The following is a 25,868-nucleotide window of genomic DNA, read 5'->3' on the forward strand; positions in this document are numbered from 1 at the left end:
AACTAAATTAGGAACTTTTTTTTGTTTGGGTGGCATAAGTGCTTTCGAAGATCTTATCGGCATTACCGGCTTCGAAGCCTTCCCGCCTGTGCTGCCGTTTGATTTCAGCTGCCGGCAGGTGCGCAAATTCCGGTAGTACCTTTCTTTCGGCAAACTCCACATAGGAGCCGGCAATCTTAACGGTGTCGCCTCCGGCAAAAGTAGCTTCAATCATTCTGGCTACGGTGGCGCTTTGCAGCAGTCTGCCATCAGGGCTGGTTTTGATTTTGCCGCCGGCATCGTTGAGGATGAATCCATTTTTCTCCAGGAAAGCATTGAATTCAGCTACTGTATTGTATCCCGGAGGCAGGTTATGTACGCTTACCGTAAAATGGTTCAGGTAATAACGGTTGTAAATAACCCAGGCAGCGTATTCGCTTTCCGCTGAGAGCGCCTTGAAATCTGCCAGGGTAGGCGTTCTCCAAAGACCGCTATGTAAGAAGGTATCTACTGCCTGGCTGTCATCCAGGTTCAGTCTGGTTACAGGATCTACGGTTACTTCGTCTGTATAGCTGCGGATGATGGCCTGTGCTTCGGGGCTGAGATCGTTTACACGCAGTTCACTGATGAAGATGCGCGGGTACTTCGGCTCCGGCGGCGCATACCACCAGGCGTCCAGTTTCTTGCCGGCAAAATAATAGTGATCCATTTTCGTATAGCCGTAATGGAGGAATATTTTCTCCAGCGACTGTACGCCCAGCTGCGGTACGCCCATCGTTCTGAAAGCGATGTGGTCATTTTCTATATCATCCGCCTGGCTGATCAGGCCATCCCGTACCATGGCTGCAATTACCGCAGCTACATCCGGTACCCGCTCCTGGTAGCGGCTCATAAGGCCGTTTAATACTTCTTTTAACATGGCTTTGTTTTTGAATAGTCGCGGCTCCGGCAGGCTTGCTGCCTACGCATTACTAGTTATAATATTGAGCAAATCTGTTATTGATGAGGTCTTTGAAATCCACATCTTCCTGGCGAACGAAGCCATTGGCAGGCAGTTTACCTTTAGCGTGGAGGTCAATTACCGCACAGGCTGCGCCGGCTGTAGTCAGCTGAATAGCGGTAAAATCCTTTCCTTCAATTTCCTGATTGTATATTTTCCTGGAATAGGAACGCTGAACGGAGCGGCCGTTGATAGTGCCTGACACGGATACAAATACCAGTACTACGTCCTGGGGCGTGAAAGGAATGCTGTCTTCCATGATCTCTTTCAGCATCTCTCTCTTCTTGTTCAGCTTCAGTTCTGACAAAAGTATTTTCATCAGGTGGCAGTGACCGGGATAGCGTACGGTTTTGTAATCGAGGTTATACACTTTACCATCCAGGATTTCCGCCAGGGCAGAGAGTCCGCCGGAAGTGTTGAAGGCTTCGTATTCCACGCCGTCGAGGGCAAAGCGCTCATATCCTTCCATCGGCATCACCTCTTTCCGTTCGCCTTCGTAGATAGCATCGCAGGGGTTGCAGTATTCATTGATCAGCCCATCTGTACTCCAGGTAAGGTTATACATCAGGCTGTTCGTAGGAAACTGCGGGAGTGCGCCTACACGCAGTCTTACGCTGTCCAGTTTATCGAACTGTTTGGCAATATCGTAGGCGGCGATACTGATAAAGCCCGGCGCCAGTCCGCATTGCGGCATGAAGCTCACCTGTGCGTCCTGTGCAATTTCACGGATAGCGTTGGTGGTAGCCACATCTTCTGTCAGGTCGAAATAATGTGTTTTTGCTTTGGCTGCAGCAGTCGCAATTTTCACGTTGAGGAAGAAAGGGCATGCGCTGAGCACAATGTCCTGGTCTTCCAGCGCTGATTGCAGGGCTGCAGCATCATTCACATCCAGTTTAGCTTTCAGGATGGCAGTGTCTGTACATTTTTGTAACAGGGCATCGTTACTGTCAGCCAGTGTTACCTGGTAGTCGCCGGATTGCTGTAACAGGAAAGCCGCTGTTTCGCCGATCTTGCCGGCGCCGATAATCATAACACGTTTCATAATCTATTGGAATTGTTAATAATGAAGACAATACAGGGTATGACTGATGAAATACATACCTGTGGCCACTTCCGCGGTACGGGGAAGCGCCTGCAGGGGAATGCGGTCATCGCATCACACCGGATTACTGCAGAAACGTAAAGACAGTATCTTGCCTTCTCCTGTATAAGAGGCAGCCTCCCGGTAAAATTTACCAAGGAAAAGACGACAATACGCCAAACATTAAAAAAAATAATGTCAGGTGGTCTGTTACATCACAGTAGTATCCCTAACGATCAGGGATATACGAACCAGTAAAAATCAGGAAATAACCTGCCGGCCAACACTTATGGCACATGGGAGCAAGTGCTCCGCAGATAGGAGAGAAGAGATAATTGTATGTTGAGCAGGTGGTTCATTGGTAAAATGCGCCACTAATATAATAAATAATTACGAATTTCAAATTACGAATTACGAATGAGGAGCGAAGACATGAGCGAAGATCAAATTTACTTCTTTGCTCATGTCTTCGCTCCTCATTCGTAATTCGTAATTTGAAATTCGTAATTCAACGCCTAATATTGTTCATTGTCATTCGGGAAATCTTTGGCTTTTACGTCGTTGATATACGCCTGGGTGGCGCCGTAGATCTGGCTGTAGAGGTCCAGGTAGCGGCGGAGGAAGCGTGGTTTGAACTCCTTGTTGATGCCCAGCATGTCGTGCATAACGAGTACCTGTCCGTCCACGTATTTGCCGGCGCCGATGCCGATGATAGGAATTTCCACGGTTTCAGCCACTTTTTTGGCCAGCTGTGCGGGAATTTTTTCCAGGACGATGGCGAAGCAGCCGGCTTCCTGGAGAAGTTTGGCATCGTTAATGAGTTTGTTGGCCTCCGCTTCTTCGGTGGCGCGTACGGCATAGGTGCCGAATTTATAGATGGATTGCGGCGTGAGGCCCAGGTGGCCCATTACAGGTACGCCTGCAGAGATGATACGTTTTACGGATTCAATAATTTCTTCACCGCCTTCTATTTTAATACCATGTGCGCCGGTTTCCTTCATGATGCGGATGGCGCTGCTCAGCGCTTCCTTGGAGTTGCCCTGGTAGGAGCCGAAAGGGAGATCCACCACGACGAAGCATCTTTTGATGGCGCGTACCACAGAGGCGGCATGGTATATCATCTGGTCCAGGGTGATAGGTAGTGTAGTTTCATGGCCCGCCATCACGTTGGAGGCTGAATCGCCCACCAGGATTATATCTATACCGGCATCATCAAAGATCCTGGCCATGGAAAAATCATAGGCGGTAAGCATGGAGATTTTCACCCCGTCAACTTTCATTTTTTGCAGAACGTGGGTAGTAACGCGCTTTATTTCTTTAGTGGCTGCAGACATAAGCAGAGTTGTTTAACTTTCAGCTGAACGCTTCCGGCTTTTAAGGAATAAGTTTTTAGATTTCTAAGCATACAACGCCATCAACTATACCGTTGATTGCGGAGCAAAGGTTAGTATATAAAAAGAATTTAGGAAAATTATTTTATGTGTGGTCACATGTTTTCAATGCCGGGAACAGCAATCTCGCGGTAGAGTGCCTGGATGAGTCCATCTGCCAGGCCAATTTTCGGAACATATATCTCACTGGCGTCAATCCAGCGCATCACGTTAATGTATATCTGCAGTGCCGGTACAATTACATCTGCGCGGTCTTCCCGCAGGTTATAGAGGTGTATGCGTTCTTCAACGGTGAAGTTGCTGAATTCCTTGTAATAGTCCTTGAGGGTGTCCAGCGACAGAGGCTTGCCTTCCTTGCGCTTGGAAAGGGAAAATATCTTGTTGATGTTACCACCGGAACCGATGGCGGTGACAGGCCCGATACCTTTCACCTGCTGCTTGAGAAAGTCTTTCATCTGCTGCCATGCCGCATCAGATACCTGCTGGTGCAGCAGGCGTATGGTGCCGATATTGAAAGATTCTTTAAAAACCAGCTTAGTGCCGCTGAAGAGCGTTACTTCCGTGCTGCCACCGCCTACATCTATGTAGAGGTAGGACCTGGATTTGTCCAGCTGTTCGGCAATATGGTTTTCGTAAATATAGGCTGCCTCTTCCTGGCCCGTAATAATTTTGATGTCAATACCGGTCTGATGTTTTACTTCCTGCAAAATAACGCTGCCGTTGGCGGCATCACGCATGGCAGAGGTGGCGCATGCTTTCAGGTATTTTACCTCATATACATCCAGCAACAGCTTATAGGCTTTGATCGTATCGATGAGATGGCCGGCTCTTTTTTCAGAAATGGTGCTGCTGTTAAATACATCGAAACCAAGCCGCAACGGTACCCTTACAAGATTCACCTTTGTAAAGTCCATTGCTCCTGCACTGTTGGGAGACGCTTCTGAGATAAGCAGTCTCGCTGCATTCGAGCCTATATCAATAGCAGCTAACTTCATCCGTTCCTGGGTTTAGAGGGCAAAAATAGAAAAATTCATTTTATTATTTGGCTATTTGAGACCAATTCATTTTGTTATTTGGTTATTTGAGATTTGGTTATTTAAAATGCAGCGGAGACCAATTCATTTTAAATAATCAAATCTCAAATGACCAAATAATAAAATGAATTGGTCTCCGCTGCATTTTAAATAACCAAATCTCAAATAACCAAATAATAAAATGGATTACTGGTATTGTTTTTCGTGCAGGTATTTATAGATTTCAATCTGGGTGCGGACTTTCTTATCACCTTCCTTTTTGTACTGGTTTTTCTGATCATTGTCGAGGATACGGGCTTTCACGTTACCGCTCAGTTGTATTTTCATGATGTCGATCAGTTCTTTTCGTATGGCCATGTCCGTTATGGGTACGGCGGCTTCCACGCGGTGGTCCAGGTTACGGACCATCCAGTCGCAGGAGGCGATGAACACCTTTTCCTGTCCGCCGTGATGGAAAATGAATACCCTGGCATGTTCCAGGTATTCGTCCACGATGCTGACAGCCGTGATGTTTTTCTTCCACTTTTTATTTTCGGTGTAGGCGCAGCAGATGCCGCGTATCACCATTTTTACATCTACGCCCGCCTTGGCAGCCTCATAGAGTTTAGCGATGAGGATAGGGTCGGAGAGGGAGTTCATTTTAAGGATCATGCCTGCCTTTTTCTTATTGCGGGCATTTTTGATTTCCCTGTCAATCAGCTTCAGGAAAGTGTCGCGCATGTTAAGCGGACTAACGGGCAGTGTTTTGCAGCCTGCCAGGATTTTGACATCATGGCGGATATTTTCCAGGTAGGAAAAGACGCGGTTGATGTCTGCTATAACGGAGCGGTTGGCGGTGAGCAGGCAGTGGTCGCCGTATAACTGTGCTGTTTTTTCGTTGAGGTTGCCGGTGCTGACAAACCCGCACTGCAGGGTTTTGTTGCCGATACGTTTTTTGATGACGCAGAGTTTGGCATGCACTTTCATATTCGGAATACCCAGGAATACTTTCACGCCTTCGTCTTCCAGGCGGGCCTTCCAGTCGAGGTTGGCCGCCTCGTCGAAGCGGGCGCGCAGTTCCAGCACTACGGTTACATTCTTTCCGTTACGTGCGGCGTTGACCAGTGCATTCACAATTTTGGAATTACGGGCAAGCCTGTACGCAGTTATTTTAATCGATGATACATTGGGATCTATAGCGGCTTCCCGCAGGAGATCGATGATGGTATCGAAAGAGTGGTAGGGGAAGTGCAGCATTACATCCTGCTGCTGTATCACATGCATCACACTGGGCGCATTGAGGAACAGCGGATGTATAAAGTTTTTGCGGTGGGTATGCGGTGGAAAGATAGAATCCGGGAAATCCATGAAGTCCTTGAAATTATGGATCCTGGCGCCGGGAATGAGGTTATCTTTTCCTGACAGTCCCTGCCGGCGCATGAGGTATTCCAGCAGCAGCGGATCTATATCCTTGTCGTACACAAATCTTACCGGCTTGCCCTTGCGGCGGTCTTTCAGCCCTTTTTCAATCTGATGGATCAGGCTGTCGGAAATATCGTTATCTATATCCAGTTCGGCATCTCTGGTCACCTTGATGATATGGGAAGAGAACTTATCGTAACCGAAGTAGGAGAATATATTGGGCAGGCAGAAACGGATCAGGTCTTCCAGCAGTATAATATCGTGTTCGCCTTCTTTGGAAGGCAGGATGATAAAGCGCGGCAGTACAGTAGTAGGGATTTCTATCAATGCAAATTTCTGTCTGACAGAATTATCCTGCCTGGCCAGTACAATAGCGAGATAAATGGATTTATCGCGGAGGATAGGGAAGTGCTGTATACTTTCAATCATCAGGGGGATGATATTGGTCCGCACCTGTTCATTGAAATAGTTAAGTACAAATTTTTGCTGTTCCCTGTTCAGGTGTTTCTCTGTCCGCAGGAAGATATGCTGTGCTTCCAGTTCGTGTGCGATATCTTTCCATATCCTGTCAAACTCGCGCTGCTGGTCAATTACGATCGTCTGTATCTGGTCGAGTATTTTACCGGGGTTTTCTTCCAGGTGCATTTTAGTGGACTTGCCGATAGACATCATCCTTTTGAGGGTAGCTACTCTTACCCGGAAAAACTCGTCGAGGTTATTGGAGAAAATACCCAGGAACCGGATACGTTCCCGGAGGGGAACAGCTGTATCGGCGGCTTCCTGCAATACTCTGGCATTAAATGATAACCAGCTGACATCCCTGGCAATCATTTTCTTTTTAGCGGTTACGGGGGCTTTTTTATCTGTTATCTTCTTAGGTGAATTTGCAACTGTTGCTGTCATAGTATCGAGGTTCTCATCATTCGGCAATCTCATACTGGTTTGTTTACATGTAATAAAATCTCATCATCTGGTCTGCGATGATACAGATTTTGTGCATGAAGTACCATTAAATTAAAGTTAATAAAAATTATGGTTCCCCTTTTTAATAATTACGAATTACAAATTACGAATTGCGAATGAAGAAGCGAAGAACTAAGCGTAGATTAAAAGTGATAACTATAAAATATCACTTTTGATCTACGCTTAGTTCTTCGCTTCTTCATTCGCAATTCGTAATTCGTAATTATTTCAACTGTTGTTTTTTATTATATATGGGTAGTGCGATGAGGCTGAAGAAGCCTACGAAGATGACGAGCAGGGTTTGTACCACCCAGATGATCCAGCCGAAGGCGTATCCGATAACGTAGGTGATGCCGTATAGTTCCAGCGCTTTCTGTACGAGTGCCTGGTAGGCGCCGATGCCGCCGGGGGTAACGATCATGCCTATACTGCCGATCATGAGAACGGCGAGGGCGGCGCTGATACCGAGGTGGCTGGTTTCCTGCAGGCAGTAGAAGCCGATGTAGACCTGTGCCAGGTAGCAGGACCAGATGAGGATGGTGTGAAGTATAAACCAGCCTTTCTTTTCCATTTTACCGATAGACAGAATGCCTTCCATGACGCCTTTGGCGAGGGCTTTGATGGTTTGTGCCGCTTTGGAGCGGGCAAACCGGCGGAGCAGCCAGAGGGCCAGCAATATAAATGCAGCCAGGCCGGCGATCAGCAGCAGGAGCTGTATAGCGTTGGCATTGGCTATTTTGCGGGAGAGCGGCTGGAAGATGTCGTGATTAACGTAGGCGCCCAGTACATCGATCTGTGTGAGGATGGTGATAGCCATGAGCAGGAGCAGGCATACCATATCCACTGCACGTTCTGCGATCATGGTACCTACGAGTTTGTCGGCAGGTATTTTTTCGTATTGCGCCAGGAGGCCGCAGCGGGTTACTTCGCCGAGGCGGGGCAGTGCCAGGTTGGCGAGATAGCCGACCATGACAGCAAAGAAAGTATTGAGGGTACTGGGTTGGTGCCCCAGTGGTTTCATGAGCAGTTTCCAGCGTATAGCGCGGAACCAGTGGCTGAGGATACCGATGACGATAGCGGGTATAACCAGCCAGTAGTTGGCTTTACGGAAAGCAGTATTGATTTCATCCCACTGCTGCGGTGTGAGGTCTTTGGTCACCAGCCATATGAGCAGCAGCCCAATGCCAAAAAAACAAATAAACTTAATGACGTTTTTAATCGTTTTCGGCATGATCCGAATCGGTTTAAGGGAGTTGTGAATGAATAGTAATGGTTATCAGAGCTTATTTCCTTCTTTCGGGAAGATGGCAACAGGTTTATATTTTTTGGCTTCTTCAAAATCCATGGTAGCGTAGGCAATAATGATCACAATATCGCCGGGGGCAACAAGTCTGGCTGCGGGGCCATTCATACAGATCACGCCGGAGCCGCGTTTGCCTGTGATCACATAGGTTTCCAGTCTTTCTCCGTTATTCACGTTCACTACCTGTACTTTTTCGTACTGAATTAATCCAGCTGCATCCATCAGATCTTCGTCTATAGTAATGCTGCCAACATAATGCAAGTTGGCTTCCGTAATAACCGCGCGGTGAATCTTACACTTTAATATTTCTATTTGCATGATGTATCAGTCTTGATTTTTTGCCCGGGAGCAGAGGCAAAGCTATGTAAAAAAATATTCCCCACAAAAGAGAGGAAGACTGAGGAATAAGAGCAGACAAGGGCGACAGCGGTTGTAAGAATTTTAACAAACCTTTGGCGCCCTTGTCACGATGAAGAAAGTTATTTTTATACTAGAGTGCGCCTTGCAGTATCATGTTATCGATTAAGCGGATACCATCCAGCCAGGCTGCCACGGCTACGACTACTGTATTATTGCCGGGCGGTTCGCTGATATGGCGGAGGTCACCGCTATCGAGTATCAGTACGTCAACGTATTCCGGTTCGAAACCTTGTTTCTTCAGGTTGTCTGCCGCTTCGCGGGCAGCTTCGAGGAAGTAGAGGCCCTTGCTGAATTCCTGCTGTATTTTTTCCAGTTCCTGGTAAATGGCGACGGCCTTTTTCCGGGCGGCAGGTGACAGGCGTTCGTTGCGGCTGCTCATGGCGAGGCCGGAAGGTTCGCGCATGGTAGGGCAAACGACTAGCTCTACCGGTGAATTGGTGATTATCAGTAATTTACGTATAATTAAACATTGCTGAAGATCTTTCTGCCCCATAAAAAGCTTGTGAGGCTGAACAATATCGAGTAATTTGTGTACTATACGACCAACGCCCTGGAAATGACCCGGCCGGAATTTTCCTTCGAGTATGGTTTCGAGTTCCCCGAAGTCATAGGTTTCGTTGGTAGACAGGCCTTCAGGGTACATTTCTTCTACAGATGGTAAAAAAAGTATATCTGTGGAAGCATCATTTAATTTTTTTATATCCTCTTCGATGGTGATGGGATATTTTTCAAAATCTTTCGGATCATTGAATTGGGTTGGATTTACAAAGATGCTGCAAATGACCACGTCATTTTCTTTTTTTGCGGCCTGAATAAGTGACAGGTGCCCGCTGTGGAGGGCGCCCATAGTAGGCACAAAACCAATGCTTTTGTTGCTTTTCCTTACCAGGTCCAGGTGCTTCTTCAGGTCATTGCTGCGCTTAAATAGATACATAAAACATTGCTTAAAAGGATGTTAAAACTGACAGTTTGGCCAATATTCCGTAAAAAATCCGTAATTTTGCAAGCCAAATTAAAAATTACTGCATTAATAATCAGCGTTAAATGTCCACAAAGAAAAGAATTCTTTTTATTGCCCAAGAGATGTCGCCATACCTGGAACTGAGTGATTACGCGGCGATGGTCAATAAAATGGCAATTAAGTCCAATGAGGCTGGCCTGGAAGTGAGAGTGATCATGCCAAGATTTGGAATTATTAATGAGAGAAGACACCGCTTGCACGAGGTGGTCAGATTGTCGGGTATCAACATTGTGATAGATGGGGACGACTACCCGCTTATCATCAAGGTTGCCTCTCTGCCCAATGCCCGATTGCAGGTGTACTTCCTGGATAATGAGGATTATTTTAAGCGGAAAACTGTTTTTGCGGATGAAAACGATGAGTTTTTTGAAGACAATGCAGCACGCGCGGTATTCTTCTGTAAGGGCGCCCTGGAAACGGTTAAGAAATTCGGATGGCCTCCTGACATCATTCACTGCAGCGGCTGGATGACATCGTTGATACCGATGTACCTGAAAACAGCTTACAAGAAGGAGCCTGTTTTCGCCAATTCCAAAATTGTTTATTCATTATCACCCAACAGCTTCAAGGAAAAGCTGGGTGCATCCTTTATCAAGAAAGCCACGATCAGCAACCAGATCAAGGAAAAAGACCTCGAGCTTTACAAGGATGGCACCAACACTGCGCTGAACAGGGGAGCCGGAAAGTATGCAGACGCTGTAATACTGGCCGGAGAGAAGACCGAGAAAAAAGTGGTGGATGAACTGAAAGCTGAAAAAGGTAAAATAATTCTGCCTTACAAAAAGGAGAATGAAGACCTGGCAGATTACCTGGCTTTGTATAACCAGTTGCTTGGCAAATAGCCCTATATTTGGAGGAATTTTCGCCAACTTCATCATTAACTAACAACAAAACGCGTGAAGATTAATTTCAGGAACCTTAGCTTTGCAGCTGCTTTTTTTACCTTGTTGTATGGAGCATCCGGCTGCAATGAGTCTACTATCCTCGGTTCGGGACTCATCCCTCCGGGAGATTTTGTTAATGCGAAGGACACCACCCTTAGCGGCCTTATTGCCAATAATATTTATGAATATGATACGACCGCTTACAATGGAGCCAGAAGTTCATTGCAGAAAATGCTCGGTTCTATCACCACTGACCCTTTGTTCGGAAAATCGCATGCGTTTCTTTATACGCAGGTAGGCTTGCCTTCCAGTGAATTTACCTTTGCAGGCTCCGGCCAGGTGCTTGACTCTGTGGTATTATCGCTCAGGTATTATGCCTTCCAGGGCGATTCCCTCGGCCCTCAGACCTTCAGGGTTTACCGCATGACACAAACGGATTTCAGAGCGGATTCCAATTACTCCTACGCTAAAGCACTGGCCTATAACCAGGGCGAGTTACTGGGAACTACCACTATCACTCCCCGTGGCGCGCGTGATTCCGTAAGCGTATATGGTAAAAAAGAGCCTGCACAGATCCGTATTAAACTGAGTAACGCTTTCGGTAACGAACTGCTGCAGCAGAAATCCAACGCGGCATTCAAGAACGATTCTTCCTTCCGCGCTTACCTGAGAGGTTTTGCCATTGTGCCGGATACCTCGCTGGGAAGTAACCGCAGTATGTTCTATGTGAATCTGAATGATGCAGATACCAGGCTGACAGTTTACTATAAGAATTCGGCAGATGATTCCCTCATCTCCAAATTTACCTATAACGCCAACACCAGCGCCAGCTCTGTTTTCCTTTCCCATAACTACAATGGTTCAGAAGCGGCCCGTTATCTCAATACAAAAAATGCCAACGGCGACAGCATACTGTTCCTGCAGTCCAGCCCCGGTATATACAGCAAGCTGTCTATCCCCGGCCTGGAAAATTTCCCGAATGTTGCGATCAACAAGGCGGAAGTAGTAGTAACGCAGATTACAACCGGTCCTGCTGACATGAATGATCTGTTTATTGCACCATCGCAGTTATATCTGGAGCAGTTTACAGATGATAAGCAGAACAAGACGAAGACGCTGCCGGATGATATCAGAACTGCGCCTAACAATCCTATCGGAGGAACCAGGCAGGTAGTCACCAATTTCGGCGGAGTGCAGATTGTACAGTACACGTTTACTGTTAACCGTTACATGCAGATGCTGGTGAAGAAGCAGGAGACCAACAACGGATTTAAGCTGGAAGCCGGACCATATGTTGCCAACCTCGACATAACCCGTCTGAAAGCCGGTGGTACCAAGCTGTCTACCTACAACCTGAAAATGCGAATCATTTACACGAAACCATAAAACAGCAAATCCAACACTTTTATGCCTTATTTATTTACATCTGAATCCGTTTCAGAAGGACACCCCGATAAAGTGGCTGATCAGATTTCTGATGCACTCATAGATAATTTCCTTGCTTACGATGCTACCTCCAAAGTTGCGTGTGAAACGCTTGTAACAACCGGTCAGGTAGTACTGGCAGGTGAGGTAAAATCAGAAGCTTATCTGGATGTGCAGGAAATTGCGCGTGAAGTAATCCGCAAGATTGGTTATACCAAGAGCGAATACATGTTTGAAGCTAACTCCTGCGGTATCTTCTCTGCTATCCATGAGCAGTCTCCCGACATCAACCAGGGAGTTGACCGTAAGTCGCCTGAAGAACAGGGCGCCGGCGACCAGGGAATGATGTTTGGTTACGCTACCCGCGAAACTGAAAACTATATGCCACTGGCACTGGATCTGGCACATAAACTGCTGCTGGAACTGGCTGCTTTGCGTCGTGAAAATAAAGATATTACTTACCTGCGTCCGGATGCAAAATCCCAGGTAACCATTGAATATTCTGATGATAACAAACCTGTGCGGATAGACACGATCGTTATTTCCACACAGCATGATGATTTCGACACAGATGATAAAATGCTGGCGAAGATCAAGGAAGATATGATCAATATCCTGATCCCGCGTGTGAAAGCACAGCTGAAACCTGAGCTGCAGGGCCTGTTCGACGGATTCGATATCAATCATCATATCAATCCTACCGGCAAGTTTGTAATCGGCGGACCTCACGGTGATACCGGTTTAACCGGCCGTAAGATCATAGTAGATACTTATGGTGGTAAAGGTGCACATGGTGGTGGTGCGTTCTCCGGAAAAGATCCTTCCAAGGTAGACCGTTCCGCAGCATATGCAACCCGTCACATTGCTAAGAACCTGGTAGCTGCCGGTATCTGCGACGAAGTACTGGTACAGGTTTCCTATGCTATCGGTGTAGCTAAGCCATGCGGCGTATACGTAAATACTTACGGTACAGCCAAAGTGAATCTTTCAGATGGTGATATTGCGAAGAAAGTAGAAGAGATTTTCGACCTGCGTCCTTACGCTATCGAACAGCGCCTGAAACTGCGCAATCCTATCTACAGCGATACTGCTGCCTACGGTCACATGGGCCGCGAACCTAAAACGGTAACCAAGGTATTCAACAAGGGTAAGAAGAACGAAAAGTCAGTAGAAGTAGAACTGTTTACCTGGGAGAAACTGGATTATGTAGATAAAGTAAAAGCTGCTTTCGGTATTTAATTACCGGCAGTGATACGATAAAAAAGCGGAACCCCGTCATGTAAACATGACGGGGTTCCGCTTTTTTATAATTTTCATTTTCGCTTCATCTTCACAATGTACCTTGCTTCAACGCTGTTACTGCATAATCACAGGCTCTGGCAGTGAGGGCCATGTACGTGAGGGAAGGGTTCTGTGATCCGGAGGAAGTCATACAGCTGCCATCGGTGATGAATACATTGGGTACATCATGGATCTGGTTCCACCTGTTGAGCACGGAGCTGGCGGGATCATGCCCCATGCGTGCGGTGCCCATTTCATGTATACATTCGCCGCCGGCGTAGTGATAATCGAAACCGGTAACCTGGGAGAAGCCTGCCTGGTGCAGCATTTCCTCAGCGCTGCTGCGCATGTCTTTGCGCATGGTACGTTCATTGTCTTTAATACCAAAAGAGATGCGTACCAGCGGCTGGTTCCATTTATCACGCTGTGTTTTGTCGAGTGTGATACGGTTATCGGCATAGGGGAGTATTTCTCCCCAGCCGCCCAGCCATACTTCCCATTCACCGGGGGAGGTAACCTGTTCTTTGAAATGACTGCCAAAACCTGCATTGGTATAGGTATCGTTCCAGGCGCGTCTTTCGCCGTATCCCTGGTAACCGAAGCCGCGTACATAGTCTGTTCTTTTCGTTTGTTCGTTCACGTTACGGAAACGGGGAACGTAAATGCCGGCGGGCCTGCGTCCGGTATAATACTGCCGGGGATATCCGCTGAAGCGGCCCATGGCGCCAACCTTGATATGATGATCCATCAGGTGGCGGCCCACCAGATCGTGGTTATTGCCCAGCCCCTGCGGGAACGCCGGAGAGGTGGAATGCAGTAGTATAGCCGCGGTTCCGATGGTGGACGCATTGAGGAAAATAATGCGTGCATGGAATTCGTGCTGTTCTCCTGTTTCGGTATCAGTGATGCGTACCCCCGTGGCGCGGCGGGTCCGGCTGTCATAAATAATTTCCGTGACGATGCTGAACGGGCGTATAGTCAGGTTACCGGTAGCCATAGCGGCCGGAAGGGTAGCGGCATTGCTGCTGAAATAACCGCCGTAGGGGCAGCCACGATGGCACAGGTTCCGGTACTGGCAAGGGTTACGGCCGTTCCACCCCTTCGTGAGGTTGGCTACCCGTGCAATGGTCACCAGCCTGTCTTTATATTTTTCCCGTACCCGATCGCGCAGATGCTGTTCAATACAGTTCAGCTCCATGGGCGGCAGGAACACGCCATCCGGCAGCTGCGGCAGCCCTTCGGCCTGTCCGCTGATGCCGGCAAAGGATTCCACATAATCGTACCAGGGAGCCAGATCCCGGTACCTGAGGGGCCAGTCAGCACCATGCCCGTCTTTCAGATTGGCTTCGAAATCCAGGTCGCTGAAACGGTAACACTGCCGTCCCCAGGTCAGGGAGCGGCCGCCTACCTGGTATCCGCGAATCCAGTTGAAAGGACGTTCCTGTATATAGGGATGTTCGGCATCGCGCACGTAAAAGTGTTTGCTGCTTTCATCATAAGCCTGGCTCTGCACCGGATCAGCTGCCGTATCCTGCGCTGTGTTTTCCAGGCGGTGCGGAAAATCCCAGGGATGCAGCGTAGCGGTGGTATAGTCTTTTATATGCTCCACCTGCCGCCCCCTTTCCAGCAGGAGCGTCCGCAGGCCCTTTTCGCACAGCTCTTTTGCCGCCCAGCCACCGCTGATACCGGACCCGATAACGATGGCATCATAGGTGTGCTGCGCCGTTCCCCGTATGTTCAGGTTCATAATAACTCAGATTCATAATAACTCAGATTCATGGTAATACAAGATGTATTTGGTTATTAAATTATTTGAGATTTGATTATTTAAAATGCAGCGGAGACTTTAGCGAATATATTCTACCAGGATCTCCGCTGCATTTTAAATAACCAAATCTCAAATAACCAAATCTCAAATAACCAAATCTCAAATAATTTAGTGTTTAATAACCCTGATGGTTTTTTCAGTTTTATCGTTGACAATAATCTGCAGCAGGTACATACCCGGAGACAGGTTGCTGTTAACGTCAAGACGTTCCTGGAAGGTGCCGCCGTTGCGGATGCCAAGATCTTTACCCTGTACCAGTCTGCCACTCATGTCAATCAGTTTCATCACTATCCTGGCTGATTTGCCCCGTTGCATGAAACCGATATTAATGAAGGTACTGAATGGATTCGGATAAGTTGACTGCACTTCTACTAGTTTCTCATTACCGGTATCCTGGCTGATGCCCGTAGTGGCGCCAGCATCCTGTGACAGTGCACGTGCGGCCGCCTGGGTACCCATGATCCGGGTGGTTGTACGCTGTAAAGCGGCCGGCGGATTGGATGCTGTGCTGCTGCTGTTATCTGCCGGGAAGGCTTTTATCACCAGCGCATTCAGATAGCCGTAGCTGTTCAGCGTATACATCCTGAGATGTATTTCTCCTTCGGCATCCGGTCTGATTTTATCGATGGTGATGGTGTTGCTGGTATTCACGTTACCATCCAGCGTTACCGTTTTACCATTGATAACGTAAGCGGCTAAACGGGAACCGCCCTCATTGGCGCTGCCAAAGAATGTAAAGGAATATTCCTTGGACTGGTCAAGACCGCTGAACTTCACGCCGGCAGTATCTCCCAGCTCTACGTAGTAAGACTCCAGGATGACTTTATCCGGATACAGCCCGCTATTATTACCAGTGATATAACCAATGGATTTAGTACCGGTGAAACTGCGCTCTATTTTGAATGACAAGCTGGTAATATTTCCTACATCATCATTCAGGTTATCGAAAGTAAGTCCCAGGTAAGGCAGCGCGGTGGTATTATTCCAGGGCGCACCAACAGGGTTCACGGTATTGAAGTTAATATACACGCTGTAAGACAGCGGACCACCGGAAGCTATGTTGGTGAAATCCGACTTGGCAGTACCAGACGCGGCTCTTACTTTATAGAACCAGAGGGAGTTGGCGGCAAGCCCTGCATCTTCATAGGAAGTAGCATTGGCTGCTGCTGTACCTACCTGTGTAAAGGTGCCGTTGGCGGCATCTGAACGCCAGATTTCAAAACCGGTTTCGTTATTGCTGTTATCTGTCCAGCTGAGCAGGGTAGAGGCAGTTGTTTTACCTGTCACCGAGAGCGCAGCAGGCGACAGCGGTGTGCCGTTATCTGCATAGGACTGTATCACCAGTGCATTAAGGTAGGCAGACGCGGACCCCGCAGGCTGTAATACCGTGAAATCAATGTTACCGCTGGCATCCGGACTAAGTCCGGTTAACCGTACTGTATTGGTTTTATTGCTGGAAGCATTTAATGATACAGACTGAGCCCCTACACTGTAAACAGTAGGCCTGTTATCGGAGAAATCCGCCCGGCTGCCGAAGAATACCAGGTTGTATTTATTGCCGGCAGAAAGGCCGCTGACGCGTACCCTGCGCGGAGTACCGCTCTGATCGTAGAAGAAAGTCTTCATTACGATGTCAGGATATACGCCGGAATTGTTACCGGTAACGGCACCGAGGTTATTGTACCCGGTGAAGTTATCCAGTACGGTTACATTCATACCTGTAGCTACGCCGCTTTCATCCGTGAGGTTGGTCAGCGAGCGGTTGGCTACCGGTGGATAGTTGAAGTTATTCCAGGGCGCAGGAGCGTTATCACCGTTACCATTCAGGTTGACATAAGTAGAGGTAATATACTTGTCGAGCACCAGGATATTAAATGTTCTGGAAGATGTACCACCATAATTATCAGTAACTGTCAGTGTTGCGGTATAGCGGCCGATATTGCCGGTTACCGGTGTGATACTGAGGTTGCCGGTACCATTTCCGTTATCAGTGAAGGATGCAAAGGAGGGGAGGCCGCTCACGGCAAGCGTGAGTATTTCGCCCGCATCATCGGTAGCGGACAATGACACATTTTTAGTGGCGTCAGCTTTTACAGAAACGTCAGCTACCGCAGCTACAACCGGCGCCCGGTTGGCAATGGTGATAGCTACTGTATCGCGGAGCGGAGATACGCCAAAGCCATTAACAGCTCTTACAGCATAATAGTAAGTAGCGCGGGCTGTCACGTTATTATCCGTATAGGCGGTATCGTTAGGGTTGGCGGCCGCAGGATTCAGCAGGGAGTAAGGCCCGGCTTTATCAGTGGCACGGTATACCTCGTATGCTGTTTCATTATAGGCGGCATCTGTCCAGCTGAGCCTTGCGCCGTTACCCAGCGGTCTTACTGCCAGGTCGCGCGGTGCTGCAGGAGCCGTTTTATCATCGTATACGGCGTTGAGCACCATGGCATTGATATAGGCGTAGGAGGAGCCTGCGCCGGCTGTCAGATCGATCAGCACAGATCCGGTACTGTCCGGGAAGATATTGCTGATGGTAACCGTATTGGTGTTGTTGTTGACAGGATTGAGCAGTACGCTGATACCATTAATGGTGTATACACCGTTACGGTTATCGCCTACAGCACCCCGGCTGCCAAAGAAGGTGAAGTTGTAACGATAGTTAGTATCCAGCCCCGTCATCTTCATGGTTTGTTTCGCGGTGTTCGTCCACCAGGAGCTGAGAATAACAGCATCCGGATAAACGCCGGCATTAATGTAGGTGCTGGCGCCGGCATTATTGGAGTTAGCGCCGCCATTCACATTCTGCCAGGGGGTCATGATGCGTAAACCAATACCGGTATTACGTCCGAGGGTATCCAGGAAGTTACCGAATACATCGTTCAGCACCGGCGTTTTGTTCGTGTTGTTCCAGGGTGAAGGTCCTTTGTAAGTGCCGTCGGTGAAGTCGATCTTCACCTGGTAATTAGGATCTGTCTTGCTGACAACGATATTGAAAACGGTAGAATCAATTCCACCTCTGCCGTCATTGACTTTCAGCAATACCGGATAAGTGCCGGGATCCGCATAGCCGGGAGCTATAGATACCTGAACACTGTTACCGGCAGCAGTATAGGAGGCGAAGGCTGGCAAACCGGAAACAGTCCAGTTGAGAACATCGCTGGTGTTCAGGTCCGCGGCGTTAATGGTAACGGAAGCAGTTGTTTTAGGCGCTACCGTTGTTGTATTCACCGGCGTGATTACCGGTGCATAGTTATCATTTACTGTCAGGTCAAATGTTTTGGTATCTGTACCTGCATGCTGATCGGTCACCTTTACCTGTATATTGCTGTAAACGCCCTGGTCAGCGCTGCCAGGATTCAGGGTGATAGTGCCTGTGCCATTGCCATTGTCCACGAAGGCGCCAAATAATGGCAGGTTGGTAACGGAGAGTGTCAGCGTTTCACCGTCGATATCTGCCGCATTGATATTGATAACAGCCTGGGTACCGAAGCGCATGCTCCTGTTATTCCAGCTGCCGGAGATTTTAGGCGGATTATTCAGGGTGGTGGCACTGGCTTCATTACTGTAAGCCGACTTACCGCCTACATTCACCGCTCTGACTTTATAGAAATGCTGCACGTTGGCGAAAAGGGATGTATCTGTATACATGCCCACCGTAGTATCTCTGCCTGGAATGGTAGCGAGCAGGATGTAGTTGGTGCTGGAGCCGATGGAACGGTAGATCTCAAATGATTTCTCGTTATTGGAGTTATCCTTCCACTTCAGGCTCACGCTGGAAGGCGTACCGGATACGGCCGTCATTACAGAAGGCGCAACCGGTGCAGGAGGCAGGGCGAAGGTAGTTGCCCTGGAGTTGGTATTGACAAAAAAGCTGTCAACGATTTCTGTTTTGGCAATGCCTGGTCCTTTGATACGCGTCAGTAATTCCTGACCGCCGCCTGCCTGGAAGTAGGTAACATAGAAAGTATGTCTGCCTGCTGTCAGGTATTTGCTGCCACTTCTTTCTGTGGTGGGCTGCAGGTAATCATTGCTGACGATCAGACGCGTATTGTCAAAACCGTCGATATACAGTTTACTGCCGTCATCTGATGCGGTATAGAAAGTATAGGTACCGGAAGAAGGCAGGTTGATAACGCCTGAAAATTTGAAGGCATAGTTGTTATCACTGTTACGGACGTCCAGCGTCACATTAGGCACAATACCGCTTTTCACAGGTGTGATGCTGTTAAAATCCGGTAACTGGCTGATAGACGGGAATTCGTAATAATCATAACGCAGACCGTTCATATCAGCAGGGTTTACATCAGACGAACCGTATTTATTGATGGCCTTTACCATGTAGTAATAGGTTGTCTGAGCGCTGAGTGAACTATCCGTATAGGCGGTAACGTTAGCGCCGGTGGTCTGCACAATTTCAAAAGGACCGGTAAGGGTATTGGATCTGTAGATCTCAAAGCCGGTTTCATTATTACTTCTGTCAGTCCAGGAGAGATTGATTTTGTTATAGGCTGTTGCGGTTGCCAGGATATTGGCCGGCGCAGTCGGAGGAGTGCCGCCAAGACTCATGGTATCAGTAAAGAAACCGGCAGGGATCTGCTGCTGGCTGGTAACGCCGTGGGCCGTATTTTTCCACAGCACCTGCATGTTGGCGCCACCGCCTTTCTGGAAGAAAGTGATTGCTATCGGATATACGCCGGCGGTCAGATACTTGGTGCCTTCTGCATACACGGAACCGTGCAGCCCATCGTTGTTAACAACCGGAGTAGAATTATAATTGTATCCGCCGATATACAGTTTACTGCCGTCATCGGAATAGGTCATAAAGGTATAGTTACCGGTAACGGGTATACGAATATAACCTTCCCACAGGAATGCATAGTTTTCATCCTGCGTTCTCACGCTGAGGTCAGGAACCGCGGAAGTGCCTGTACGTACTGGTGTCAGCTGACTGAAATTGGGGAGGTTGTCCCAGCTGCCGGTATAATATTTATACTTCAGGCCATTGGATACGGTAGTAGCTGTAACCTGATTGCTGGCAGGAGACAGGTTACCGGAAAGATCCCTGGCTTTTATGCTGACAGTATACAGCTGCCGTGCTTTAAGCCCTGAAATGGTAAAGCTGGTAGCGCTGCCATCGGCGGTAAATGTTTTTACGCCATTTACATAGATATCATATTTGTCAACACCCACTTCATCGATAGATTCGTCCCAGGTGATAGAGATGGAAGCCGGTGACGTGGAGATAACTTTCAGATTGGCGGGTGCATTAGGCGCTTTGGTATCAGCCTGTGTGAGAATGCTGGTCTCATTGCTGACAGGCGCTGCCCCGTTATCATTGACGGATCTGATAATGTAGTAGTAACGTACATTAGGTAACAGGTTCTCATCTGTATAAATATAAGTGTCTGCAGGAACCTTGGATACCAGTGTGTAAGGGCCGCCGGCTTTGGCAGCACGGTATACTTCAAACAGAGTTTCGTTGAATGCAGGGTTAGGTTTATCACTCCACTTCAACGTTACCGTTGTATAAGTACTGGATGCTGCTGTTACACCGATGGCAGGATCCGGCACATTGGCGCCGTTCGCAGCAATCACATTGAAAGGATTGGAGAATTCGCTGGTGCAGCCAAAACGTTCTGTTACCTTCACCACATAACTGCCCGGGGTTTTGGCGGTAAAGGAACTGGCAGTGCCCAGGATAGCGGGAGCAGAGGTGGTCTTCCACTGGTAAGTAACATACCCGTCCGGTACATTCAGCACCACGCTGTCTTTCCCGTCAGGGGCCGGCAGTACTGTACTCATCAGCCCTTTGGTGGTAATGTCCGGAGTGATGGTGGCGGTTTTGATTTTAACCACTACCGGTGTATGCGACCAGTCAGACCAGCGCGCGCCGTCGCGTATACGTACGTCATAGGTACCTACTTCCGTAACGCGTAACAGGTTACTGTCTGCGCCTGAAATCAGGTTCCCGTTTTTACGCCACTGGTATTCATCAAAGCCTGGTGTCAGGCCGAGTGTAACATTAATGGTATCGCCGGGGCAAAACTCTGTTCTTCCGAATAGTGCCAGCGGATTGGATTTATAAGCCCTGTTCATAAACGGGAAGTAGTCTGCCTGCTCCCAGGCCTTGTACCAGACGCCATGGCCCTGTCCTTCAAAGATGGTGAGCCTGGCATTACCACCCACGGCATTGATGGCGTTAACGATATCTCTGGCTGCACCCGGGCCTGGCTTATTATCCACGCCACCCTGGAACAACCATATCGGAATAAATTTGTACAGTTCCGTAAAATTCAGCAAGGTGCCATTAGCCGCACTGATTGGGGTTGAAGCTGCTACCATTTTAGGATAGAGCCGGTCAAATTCCCAGGTAGCCTGGCCGCCGGCTGATAATCCTTCTGTCAGAATCCTGAAGGGATCTACATGCAGCTGGGGAACAAAGTAGGTGTTGATCATTTCTACCATCACCGCATACATGCCCGGACTGAAATATCCGGACGTATTCTGCGGATACAGCATGAACCCGTCGAACTGCCCGTTGTCAATAGCGTTTCTGTGCAACTCTCCACCGTGATACATGGAATACTCGTTGTCATAGACTGTTCCATACTCGCCTAAACCATGAAAGAAAATCAGGAGGGGATAAATTTTCGTAGTGTCGTTGGGGTTATAGTTTTTAGGGTATTTCAGCCTGAATTGAAGCCCTTTGTAGATATAGGCTTTGTAGGAGTCGGAGTTCCAGCCTACGCGGACGGTTCTGGTCCATTTGGCTGGCGTTCCCCATACTGGCTGTGTAGGGGGATTACCTACTTTAAATGTGTCCACGCGGTCATTGGGGTCGAATATGGGACTTTGAGCCCACAATGACTGCGTGCTGATAAAGATCAGACAAGTCAGCAATAAGTAAATTTTTTTCATGCGTTGTAATTAAGTATCCGGTAAAAAAAATTTCACATGATGTCATAGCAACGTCTATTGCCGTGAAACAACAAGCAGATTTAACATCGGACATACTGGTCAAAAAAAGTACTGGCTGGCTTACAATCAGGCAAGGCTGCTGCTGTAAGTAACCTTTGAGGTTCTTTTTTAGGAAACGGTTTGGAAAGATTGGTAGCAGGACATATGAATGCCCTCATTTAATAATGCGACACAAGTTATATACAATTATCACATGCTGAAATTAAACTTCGTAAAGCTGTAGAAATAGCAGGTGAAGTGCAGAAAAACAGTCATAAACGTTTTCTAGCATCCTACAAAATATTTGCTTTTATCGCCGGCTATACGTTTCACCAGTTTCAGCAGAATAACAGACATCACAGTTGTCAATATCAGACAAATAACCCAGTTCAGCAACGTGCCGGGTATACCATGATGAAAAAAGCGGTTGCTCAGTCCTCTCAGCAGCATGACAAAGAAATAATGCACATAGTAAATACCAAAGCTCAGTGTAGCCAGCACATGAATGAATGACGGCATATATTTGTCGAGCTTCCACAACCAGTAAATAAAGAAGCAGCAGAACAGCAGCTTCTGGGTAAAATCAACGGAATCATATATCCCGGAGGGGGCATAGTAGGTAAGCACCCAAAACAGCGGGGCCATCACGGTGATCAGGAGCCAGTACTTTTTTGCGAATGCGAGGTACTGCTCTTTGTAATGACTCAGGAACATACCGAAGAGGTATACAGAGAGAAAATGTATAGCCATCGTGAAAGTGTGGCTGAGATCACTTCTGTGTACCAGCAGGGAAATAATATAGAACGGTATCAGCAGGTAGTATAGCCGGGGATGCCTGTCTATATAAATAAAGAACGGCGCTATCACATAATACATGGTAATCATGGGAATAAACCACAGCTGCTGCATATGCGTGCCGCGCAGCAGGTAATAGGCTGCCTGTTCCCAATGGGGCCATTGTCCGAAGTCAGGATGCTGGCGTAGTGTCGGTTCGGGGATGCTGTTAAACACCAGCCGTGCAGTTATGATGATGGCAGAAAGAAAAAGATAGGGGCAGATGACATGCTGCACTTTCTTCTTCATATAATCCCTGTATTCAAATTTTCCGGAGAGATGCTGAAACAGGTAGCCGGCAATGAAAAGAAACAGGATGGTTACATTCTGCATCAGCACGCCGATGATACGTGCGGTATTTGAATCCGGCGCCCAGTCTACCACCACATGGGAAGCCACCACATACAGGATGGCCACACCCCGGAAGTGATGAATATAGTTCAGGTATTTTTTCCCGCTTTGAACAGGCGCTGTCTGGATATCCGCTGATAAGGCCGCTGCCGGATGCTGATTACTCATGTTGTCTGCATTTTACGTTTCGACTTTTCCCATGCTGCAGATTGGCTGTTTAGCAGGAACCGGAAGAAGCCCTGATATACAGCGATGTTCATGAAAAGAAAGTAAAACGGTATGTAGAAAATTTTTGTTCTGATATTTCTGCCTGCCAGTATAAACCCCGTCAGTGCTGCCAGGTAGGCTGCCAGCTGAAGGGCCATAAACATGCTGTAAAAAATACTGCCGGTATGAAACAGGAGCCAGGCGTTGGAAAGCAGTAACACGGGCAGGCTCAGCGGAGATAACGTCCAGCGGAGTACCCGGTGCGAAATGTACTGGAAGGATAATACGGGATACCGGAAAACATTGAGCAGGCTGCGCAGCATGACGATAGCCTGGAATCCGCCGGCGCTGATACGTACTTTCCGTTTGTGCTCTTCCCGGATATCATAGCTGGGCGCTTCCATGGCATAGGCATCCGGGGCATATGCAATACGGTATCCCTGCTGATTGATGCGCAGGGAGATAACAAAATCATCGAGGATCACTTCCGGTGCTACCGGTTCAAACAGAGCGGTGCGGATGGAAAAAAGTTCTCCGGCAGCGCCTACTACAGAATAGAGCTGTGCATCCAGTCGCTTCAGCACAGATTCATATTTCCAGTAAATGCCTTCGGTACCGGCGGCGCCGTTGTCCCCTGCGCCGCTGATAACTTTCTTCTCACCCGCTACACCGCCTGTGAGTGGGTCTGCATAGTGTTTAGCTATGTTTCGTATACTCGTTGTGTTGAGTAAGGTATTGGCATCGCAGAAAACCACGATGGGGGTACGTACCTGTTCCATGGCGCGGTTCAGCGCCGCAGTTTTGCCATTCCGTCCGGCCTGATGCAGCAGCGTAATGGCAGGGTACTGTTCAATGATTTGCGGGGTACGGTCTGTGGAACCGTCAGTAACAATGATGATATGCAGTTTCCCGGCAGGATAGTCCAGTTCCAGGGTATTGCGGATTTTTTCCCTGATGAAGGCTTCTTCATTATATGCTGCTACGATAAGGGTGACATCCGGTTCATAGAAGCTGATGACAGTACCGTTTTTCCTGAATACCTTTTTCAGCTGTACCAGCACATACAGCAGCAGTCCGTATCCTATATAGTTATAGAACAGGATAATAAGGCTTATAATAAACAGGGTTTGGGCAATTATCATCTGTTGATTCTTTTAGTATAAAGCAATTCAGGTAGCCCAGCATTTCTGTCCGGGTTGCAGGGGTACGCAGCCGCGGAAGGCGCCGGGTACATAGTCATATGCCAGTCCTTTGGTAGCGCCCTGTTTAGAGGTACAGTATCCCTGAATGGTATATCGTTTCAGGGTCTGAAAGAATGCATCGCCGGATAACTTCCGGGATACTTTCCCCGCGAGGCCGCTGAAGGGCCGGTCGCGTTCCTCGAAATGGGCGGTGACCTCCGTACGTTGTTCCTGTGTACACTCCATAAAGGTGCAGCCATAGTGCCGCCTGGTGTATGCGGTTACATCGCTGAGGCCTTGCATGAAGTTATACTGCGATTTACGCGGGGTACAATCCTTTATCATGGTGATGATGAAGTCTTCTGCCACTGCATCTTTTGCGCCGGGCGTATCCGTGCGCGGAATAATCATCTCTGCCAGTTCTGCAATCAGGGCCCTATGCCCCGGCAGCTGGCTGAGGTCCGCTGTGCTGAAGAGCCGTAGCCCTCTGACGCCTGCATAGACTGCGCCTCCGAACAAAACAATTCCTGCGATGGCTTTGCGTCTGTTCATCGTTTATCCGTTTGCGTGGTATACTGCAGCAGCCACTCGTAAATACTCATGCCGTTTTCGCGCCAGGAAGGATTGAGGAAGGTATGCCAGCCGGAATGTCCGCCAGGATACTCTGTCAGCTTTACCAGTCCTGTTTTGTACTTGTTGGTACTGTCCATGAATACGCGGGTATTGCCAAGGGTAGAGCCGTCCTGCAGTCCGGCGAAGTACCACGTGTGGATGTTGGCATCTGCTACCAGTTTATAACGGCTGCGGTAATCTTTTTCTGTGATAGGGGGCGACATGGTCACACAGGCTGCAATACGCCGGGATACCTCCGGGCTGTGCGTTTTGGCGGATTCAACTGACCAGCCGCCGGCACTGTATCCGGTGAGGTAAATACGTGTTGTGTCTACCGGATAATGTTTGATGACATCATCCAGGAAGGAGGCAGTATGCTGCGGGTAGAAAGACCAGCTGGTAGACAGCGGGGCCACTACGATGAACTCATACCGCTTGCCGTCCTTTTTATTGACGGCAGCTATCTTCCTGCCTTCTTTTATCTGGCGGGTAATACCTTCCCTGAATATTTTGGAAGGGTCTTTACCGGCAATACTTCTGCCATGAAAACATACGAGTAAAGGATATCGTTTACCCGGAACCAGATCCGGCGTATATACCAGCGTAGGGCAGGTATGCCAGGGAGAAATCCGCATATCGGCCAGCTTCATCGGCTCATATTGCGCCTGAGCTGCCTGCATGCATAATGAAATCAAAACTATCAGTAACACGTTGC

Annotated in this window: 17 protein-coding genes; 3 read left to right on the forward strand and 14 right to left on the reverse strand. The window is 48.2% G+C overall.

Going from position 1 to position 25,868, the window contains the following annotated elements; genetic code table 11:
* Window positions 1-7 precede the first annotated feature (7 nt).
* The 8 genes from GWG06_RS01800 to panC all read right to left on the reverse strand — a co-directional run bounded on the left by GWG06_RS01800 (window position 8) and on the right by panC (window position 9,506).
* Window positions 8-898 carry a DUF1338 domain-containing protein gene (locus tag GWG06_RS01800; RefSeq protein ID WP_127044277.1) on the reverse strand — a complete coding sequence of 297 codons (891 nt, stop codon included), beginning with the start codon at window positions 896-898 and terminating at the stop codon, window positions 8-10.
* A 52-nt stretch (window positions 899-950) separates the two neighbouring features.
* The gene (locus tag GWG06_RS01805) at window positions 951-2,021 is read right to left on the reverse strand and encodes a saccharopine dehydrogenase family protein (RefSeq protein WP_127044276.1); all 1,071 of its coding nucleotides are present in this window, start codon (window positions 2,019-2,021) and stop codon (window positions 951-953) included.
* A gap of 554 nt (window positions 2,022-2,575) precedes the next feature.
* Window positions 2,576-3,394 (reverse strand): 3-methyl-2-oxobutanoate hydroxymethyltransferase, encoded by an 819-nt coding sequence (panB, locus tag GWG06_RS01810; RefSeq protein WP_127044617.1) that lies wholly within the window; start codon window positions 3,392-3,394, stop codon window positions 2,576-2,578.
* Window positions 3,395-3,546: 152 nt separating this feature from the next.
* Window positions 3,547-4,446 (reverse strand): Ppx/GppA phosphatase family protein, encoded by a 900-nt coding sequence (locus GWG06_RS01815; protein WP_127044616.1) that lies wholly within the window; start codon window positions 4,444-4,446, stop codon window positions 3,547-3,549.
* A 225-nt stretch (window positions 4,447-4,671) separates the two neighbouring features.
* Window positions 4,672-6,822: a polyphosphate kinase 1 gene (ppk1, locus tag GWG06_RS01820; protein WP_160710974.1), complete on the reverse strand. Its 2,151-nt coding sequence runs from the start codon at window positions 6,820-6,822 to the stop codon at window positions 4,672-4,674.
* Window positions 6,823-7,072: 250 nt separating this feature from the next.
* Window positions 7,073-8,080, reverse strand: coding sequence for a lysylphosphatidylglycerol synthase transmembrane domain-containing protein (locus tag GWG06_RS01825; protein WP_127044144.1), 1,008 nt, complete (start codon window positions 8,078-8,080; stop codon window positions 7,073-7,075).
* Window positions 8,081-8,125: 45 nt separating this feature from the next.
* Window positions 8,126-8,470: an aspartate 1-decarboxylase gene (gene panD / locus GWG06_RS01830; protein WP_127044143.1), complete on the reverse strand. Its 345-nt coding sequence runs from the start codon at window positions 8,468-8,470 to the stop codon at window positions 8,126-8,128.
* Between the two features lie 172 nt (window positions 8,471-8,642).
* The gene (gene panC, locus GWG06_RS01835; protein ID WP_160710975.1) at window positions 8,643-9,506 is read right to left on the reverse strand and encodes a pantoate--beta-alanine ligase; all 864 of its coding nucleotides are present in this window, start codon (window positions 9,504-9,506) and stop codon (window positions 8,643-8,645) included.
* Window positions 9,507-9,616: 110 nt separating this feature from the next.
* Here panC and GWG06_RS01840 point away from each other — a divergent pair, with 110 nt between their 5' ends.
* Genes GWG06_RS01840 through metK form a run of 3 tightly spaced genes read left to right on the forward strand, consistent with a single transcriptional unit; the run spans window position 9,617 to window position 13,141 of the window.
* Window positions 9,617-10,435: a glycogen/starch synthase gene (locus GWG06_RS01840; protein WP_127044141.1), complete on the forward strand. Its 819-nt coding sequence runs from the start codon at window positions 9,617-9,619 to the stop codon at window positions 10,433-10,435.
* A gap of 54 nt (window positions 10,436-10,489) precedes the next feature.
* The gene (locus GWG06_RS01845; RefSeq protein ID WP_160710976.1) at window positions 10,490-11,863 is read left to right on the forward strand and encodes a DUF4270 family protein; all 1,374 of its coding nucleotides are present in this window, start codon (window positions 10,490-10,492) and stop codon (window positions 11,861-11,863) included.
* Window positions 11,864-11,884: 21 nt separating this feature from the next.
* Complete coding sequence (gene metK / locus GWG06_RS01850; protein ID WP_127044139.1) at window positions 11,885-13,141, forward strand: methionine adenosyltransferase; 1,257 nt, start codon at window positions 11,885-11,887, stop codon at window positions 13,139-13,141.
* 91 nt (window positions 13,142-13,232) lie between these two features.
* On the opposite strand, the gene GWG06_RS01855 is transcribed toward metK, so the two are convergent.
* From GWG06_RS01855 to GWG06_RS01880, 6 genes are all read right to left on the reverse strand, one after another.
* Entirely contained in the window at window positions 13,233-14,930 is a 1,698-nt protein-coding gene (locus tag GWG06_RS01855) for a GMC oxidoreductase (RefSeq protein WP_202182923.1), read from the reverse strand.
* Between the two features lie 189 nt (window positions 14,931-15,119).
* A complete protein-coding gene (locus GWG06_RS01860; protein WP_160710977.1) occupies window positions 15,120-21,929 on the reverse strand; it encodes a fibronectin type III domain-containing protein in 6,810 nt (2,269 codons plus the stop codon).
* Window positions 21,930-22,253: 324 nt separating this feature from the next.
* On the reverse strand, window positions 22,254-23,321 hold the full coding sequence (locus GWG06_RS01865) for an acyltransferase family protein (protein WP_160710978.1): 1,068 nt from the start codon (window positions 23,319-23,321) through the stop codon (window positions 22,254-22,256).
* Window positions 23,318-24,502: a glycosyltransferase family 2 protein gene (locus GWG06_RS01870; protein WP_160710980.1), complete on the reverse strand. Its 1,185-nt coding sequence runs from the start codon at window positions 24,500-24,502 to the stop codon at window positions 23,318-23,320. The genes GWG06_RS01865 and GWG06_RS01870 overlap by 4 nt, the downstream gene beginning before the upstream one ends.
* A 27-nt stretch (window positions 24,503-24,529) precedes the next feature.
* Window positions 24,530-25,093 carry a gluconate 2-dehydrogenase subunit 3 family protein gene (locus GWG06_RS01875; RefSeq protein ID WP_160710982.1) on the reverse strand — a complete coding sequence of 188 codons (564 nt, stop codon included), beginning with the start codon at window positions 25,091-25,093 and terminating at the stop codon, window positions 24,530-24,532.
* Window positions 25,090-25,833, reverse strand: coding sequence for a carboxylesterase family protein (locus GWG06_RS01880; protein ID WP_127042917.1), 744 nt, complete (start codon window positions 25,831-25,833; stop codon window positions 25,090-25,092). Before GWG06_RS01880 ends, GWG06_RS01875 begins: the two co-directional genes overlap by 4 nt.
* Between the last annotated feature and the right edge of the window lie 35 nt (window positions 25,834-25,868).

It is taken from the genome of Chitinophaga solisilvae (assembly GCF_009928525.1).
Lineage (GTDB): Bacteria > Bacteroidota > Bacteroidia > Chitinophagales > Chitinophagaceae > Chitinophaga > Chitinophaga solisilvae.

Coding starts and splice junctions, on each gene's coding strand:
- GWG06_RS01875 (WP_160710982.1), bottom strand. CDS start 25,093: ATGAACAGACGCAAAGCCATCGCAGGAATTGTTTTGTTCGGAGGCGCA.
- panB (WP_127044617.1), bottom strand. CDS start 3,394: ATGTCTGCAGCCACTAAAGAAATAAAGCGCGTTACTACCCACGTTCTG.
- GWG06_RS01805 (WP_127044276.1), bottom strand. CDS start 2,021: ATGAAACGTGTTATGATTATCGGCGCCGGCAAGATCGGCGAAACAGCG.
- GWG06_RS01855 (WP_202182923.1), bottom strand. CDS start 14,930: ATGAACCTGAACATACGGGGAACGGCGCAGCACACCTATGATGCCATC.
- GWG06_RS01800 (WP_127044277.1), bottom strand. CDS start 898: ATGTTAAAAGAAGTATTAAACGGCCTTATGAGCCGCTACCAGGAGCGG.
- panD (WP_127044143.1), bottom strand. CDS start 8,470: ATGCAAATAGAAATATTAAAGTGTAAGATTCACCGCGCGGTTATTACG.
- GWG06_RS01870 (WP_160710980.1), bottom strand. CDS start 24,502: ATGATAATTGCCCAAACCCTGTTTATTATAAGCCTTATTATCCTGTTC.
- GWG06_RS01865 (WP_160710978.1), bottom strand. CDS start 23,321: ATGAGTAATCAGCATCCGGCAGCGGCCTTATCAGCGGATATCCAGACA.
- metK (WP_127044139.1), top strand. CDS start 11,885: ATGCCTTATTTATTTACATCTGAATCCGTTTCAGAAGGACACCCCGAT.
- GWG06_RS01860 (WP_160710977.1), bottom strand. CDS start 21,929: ATGAAAAAAATTTACTTATTGCTGACTTGTCTGATCTTTATCAGCACG.
- panC (WP_160710975.1), bottom strand. CDS start 9,506: ATGTATCTATTTAAGCGCAGCAATGACCTGAAGAAGCACCTGGACCTG.
- GWG06_RS01815 (WP_127044616.1), bottom strand. CDS start 4,446: ATGAAGTTAGCTGCTATTGATATAGGCTCGAATGCAGCGAGACTGCTT.
- ppk1 (WP_160710974.1), bottom strand. CDS start 6,822: ATGAGATTGCCGAATGATGAGAACCTCGATACTATGACAGCAACAGTT.
- GWG06_RS01840 (WP_127044141.1), top strand. CDS start 9,617: ATGTCCACAAAGAAAAGAATTCTTTTTATTGCCCAAGAGATGTCGCCA.
- GWG06_RS01825 (WP_127044144.1), bottom strand. CDS start 8,080: ATGCCGAAAACGATTAAAAACGTCATTAAGTTTATTTGTTTTTTTGGC.
- GWG06_RS01880 (WP_127042917.1), bottom strand. CDS start 25,833: ATGCAGGCAGCTCAGGCGCAATATGAGCCGATGAAGCTGGCCGATATG.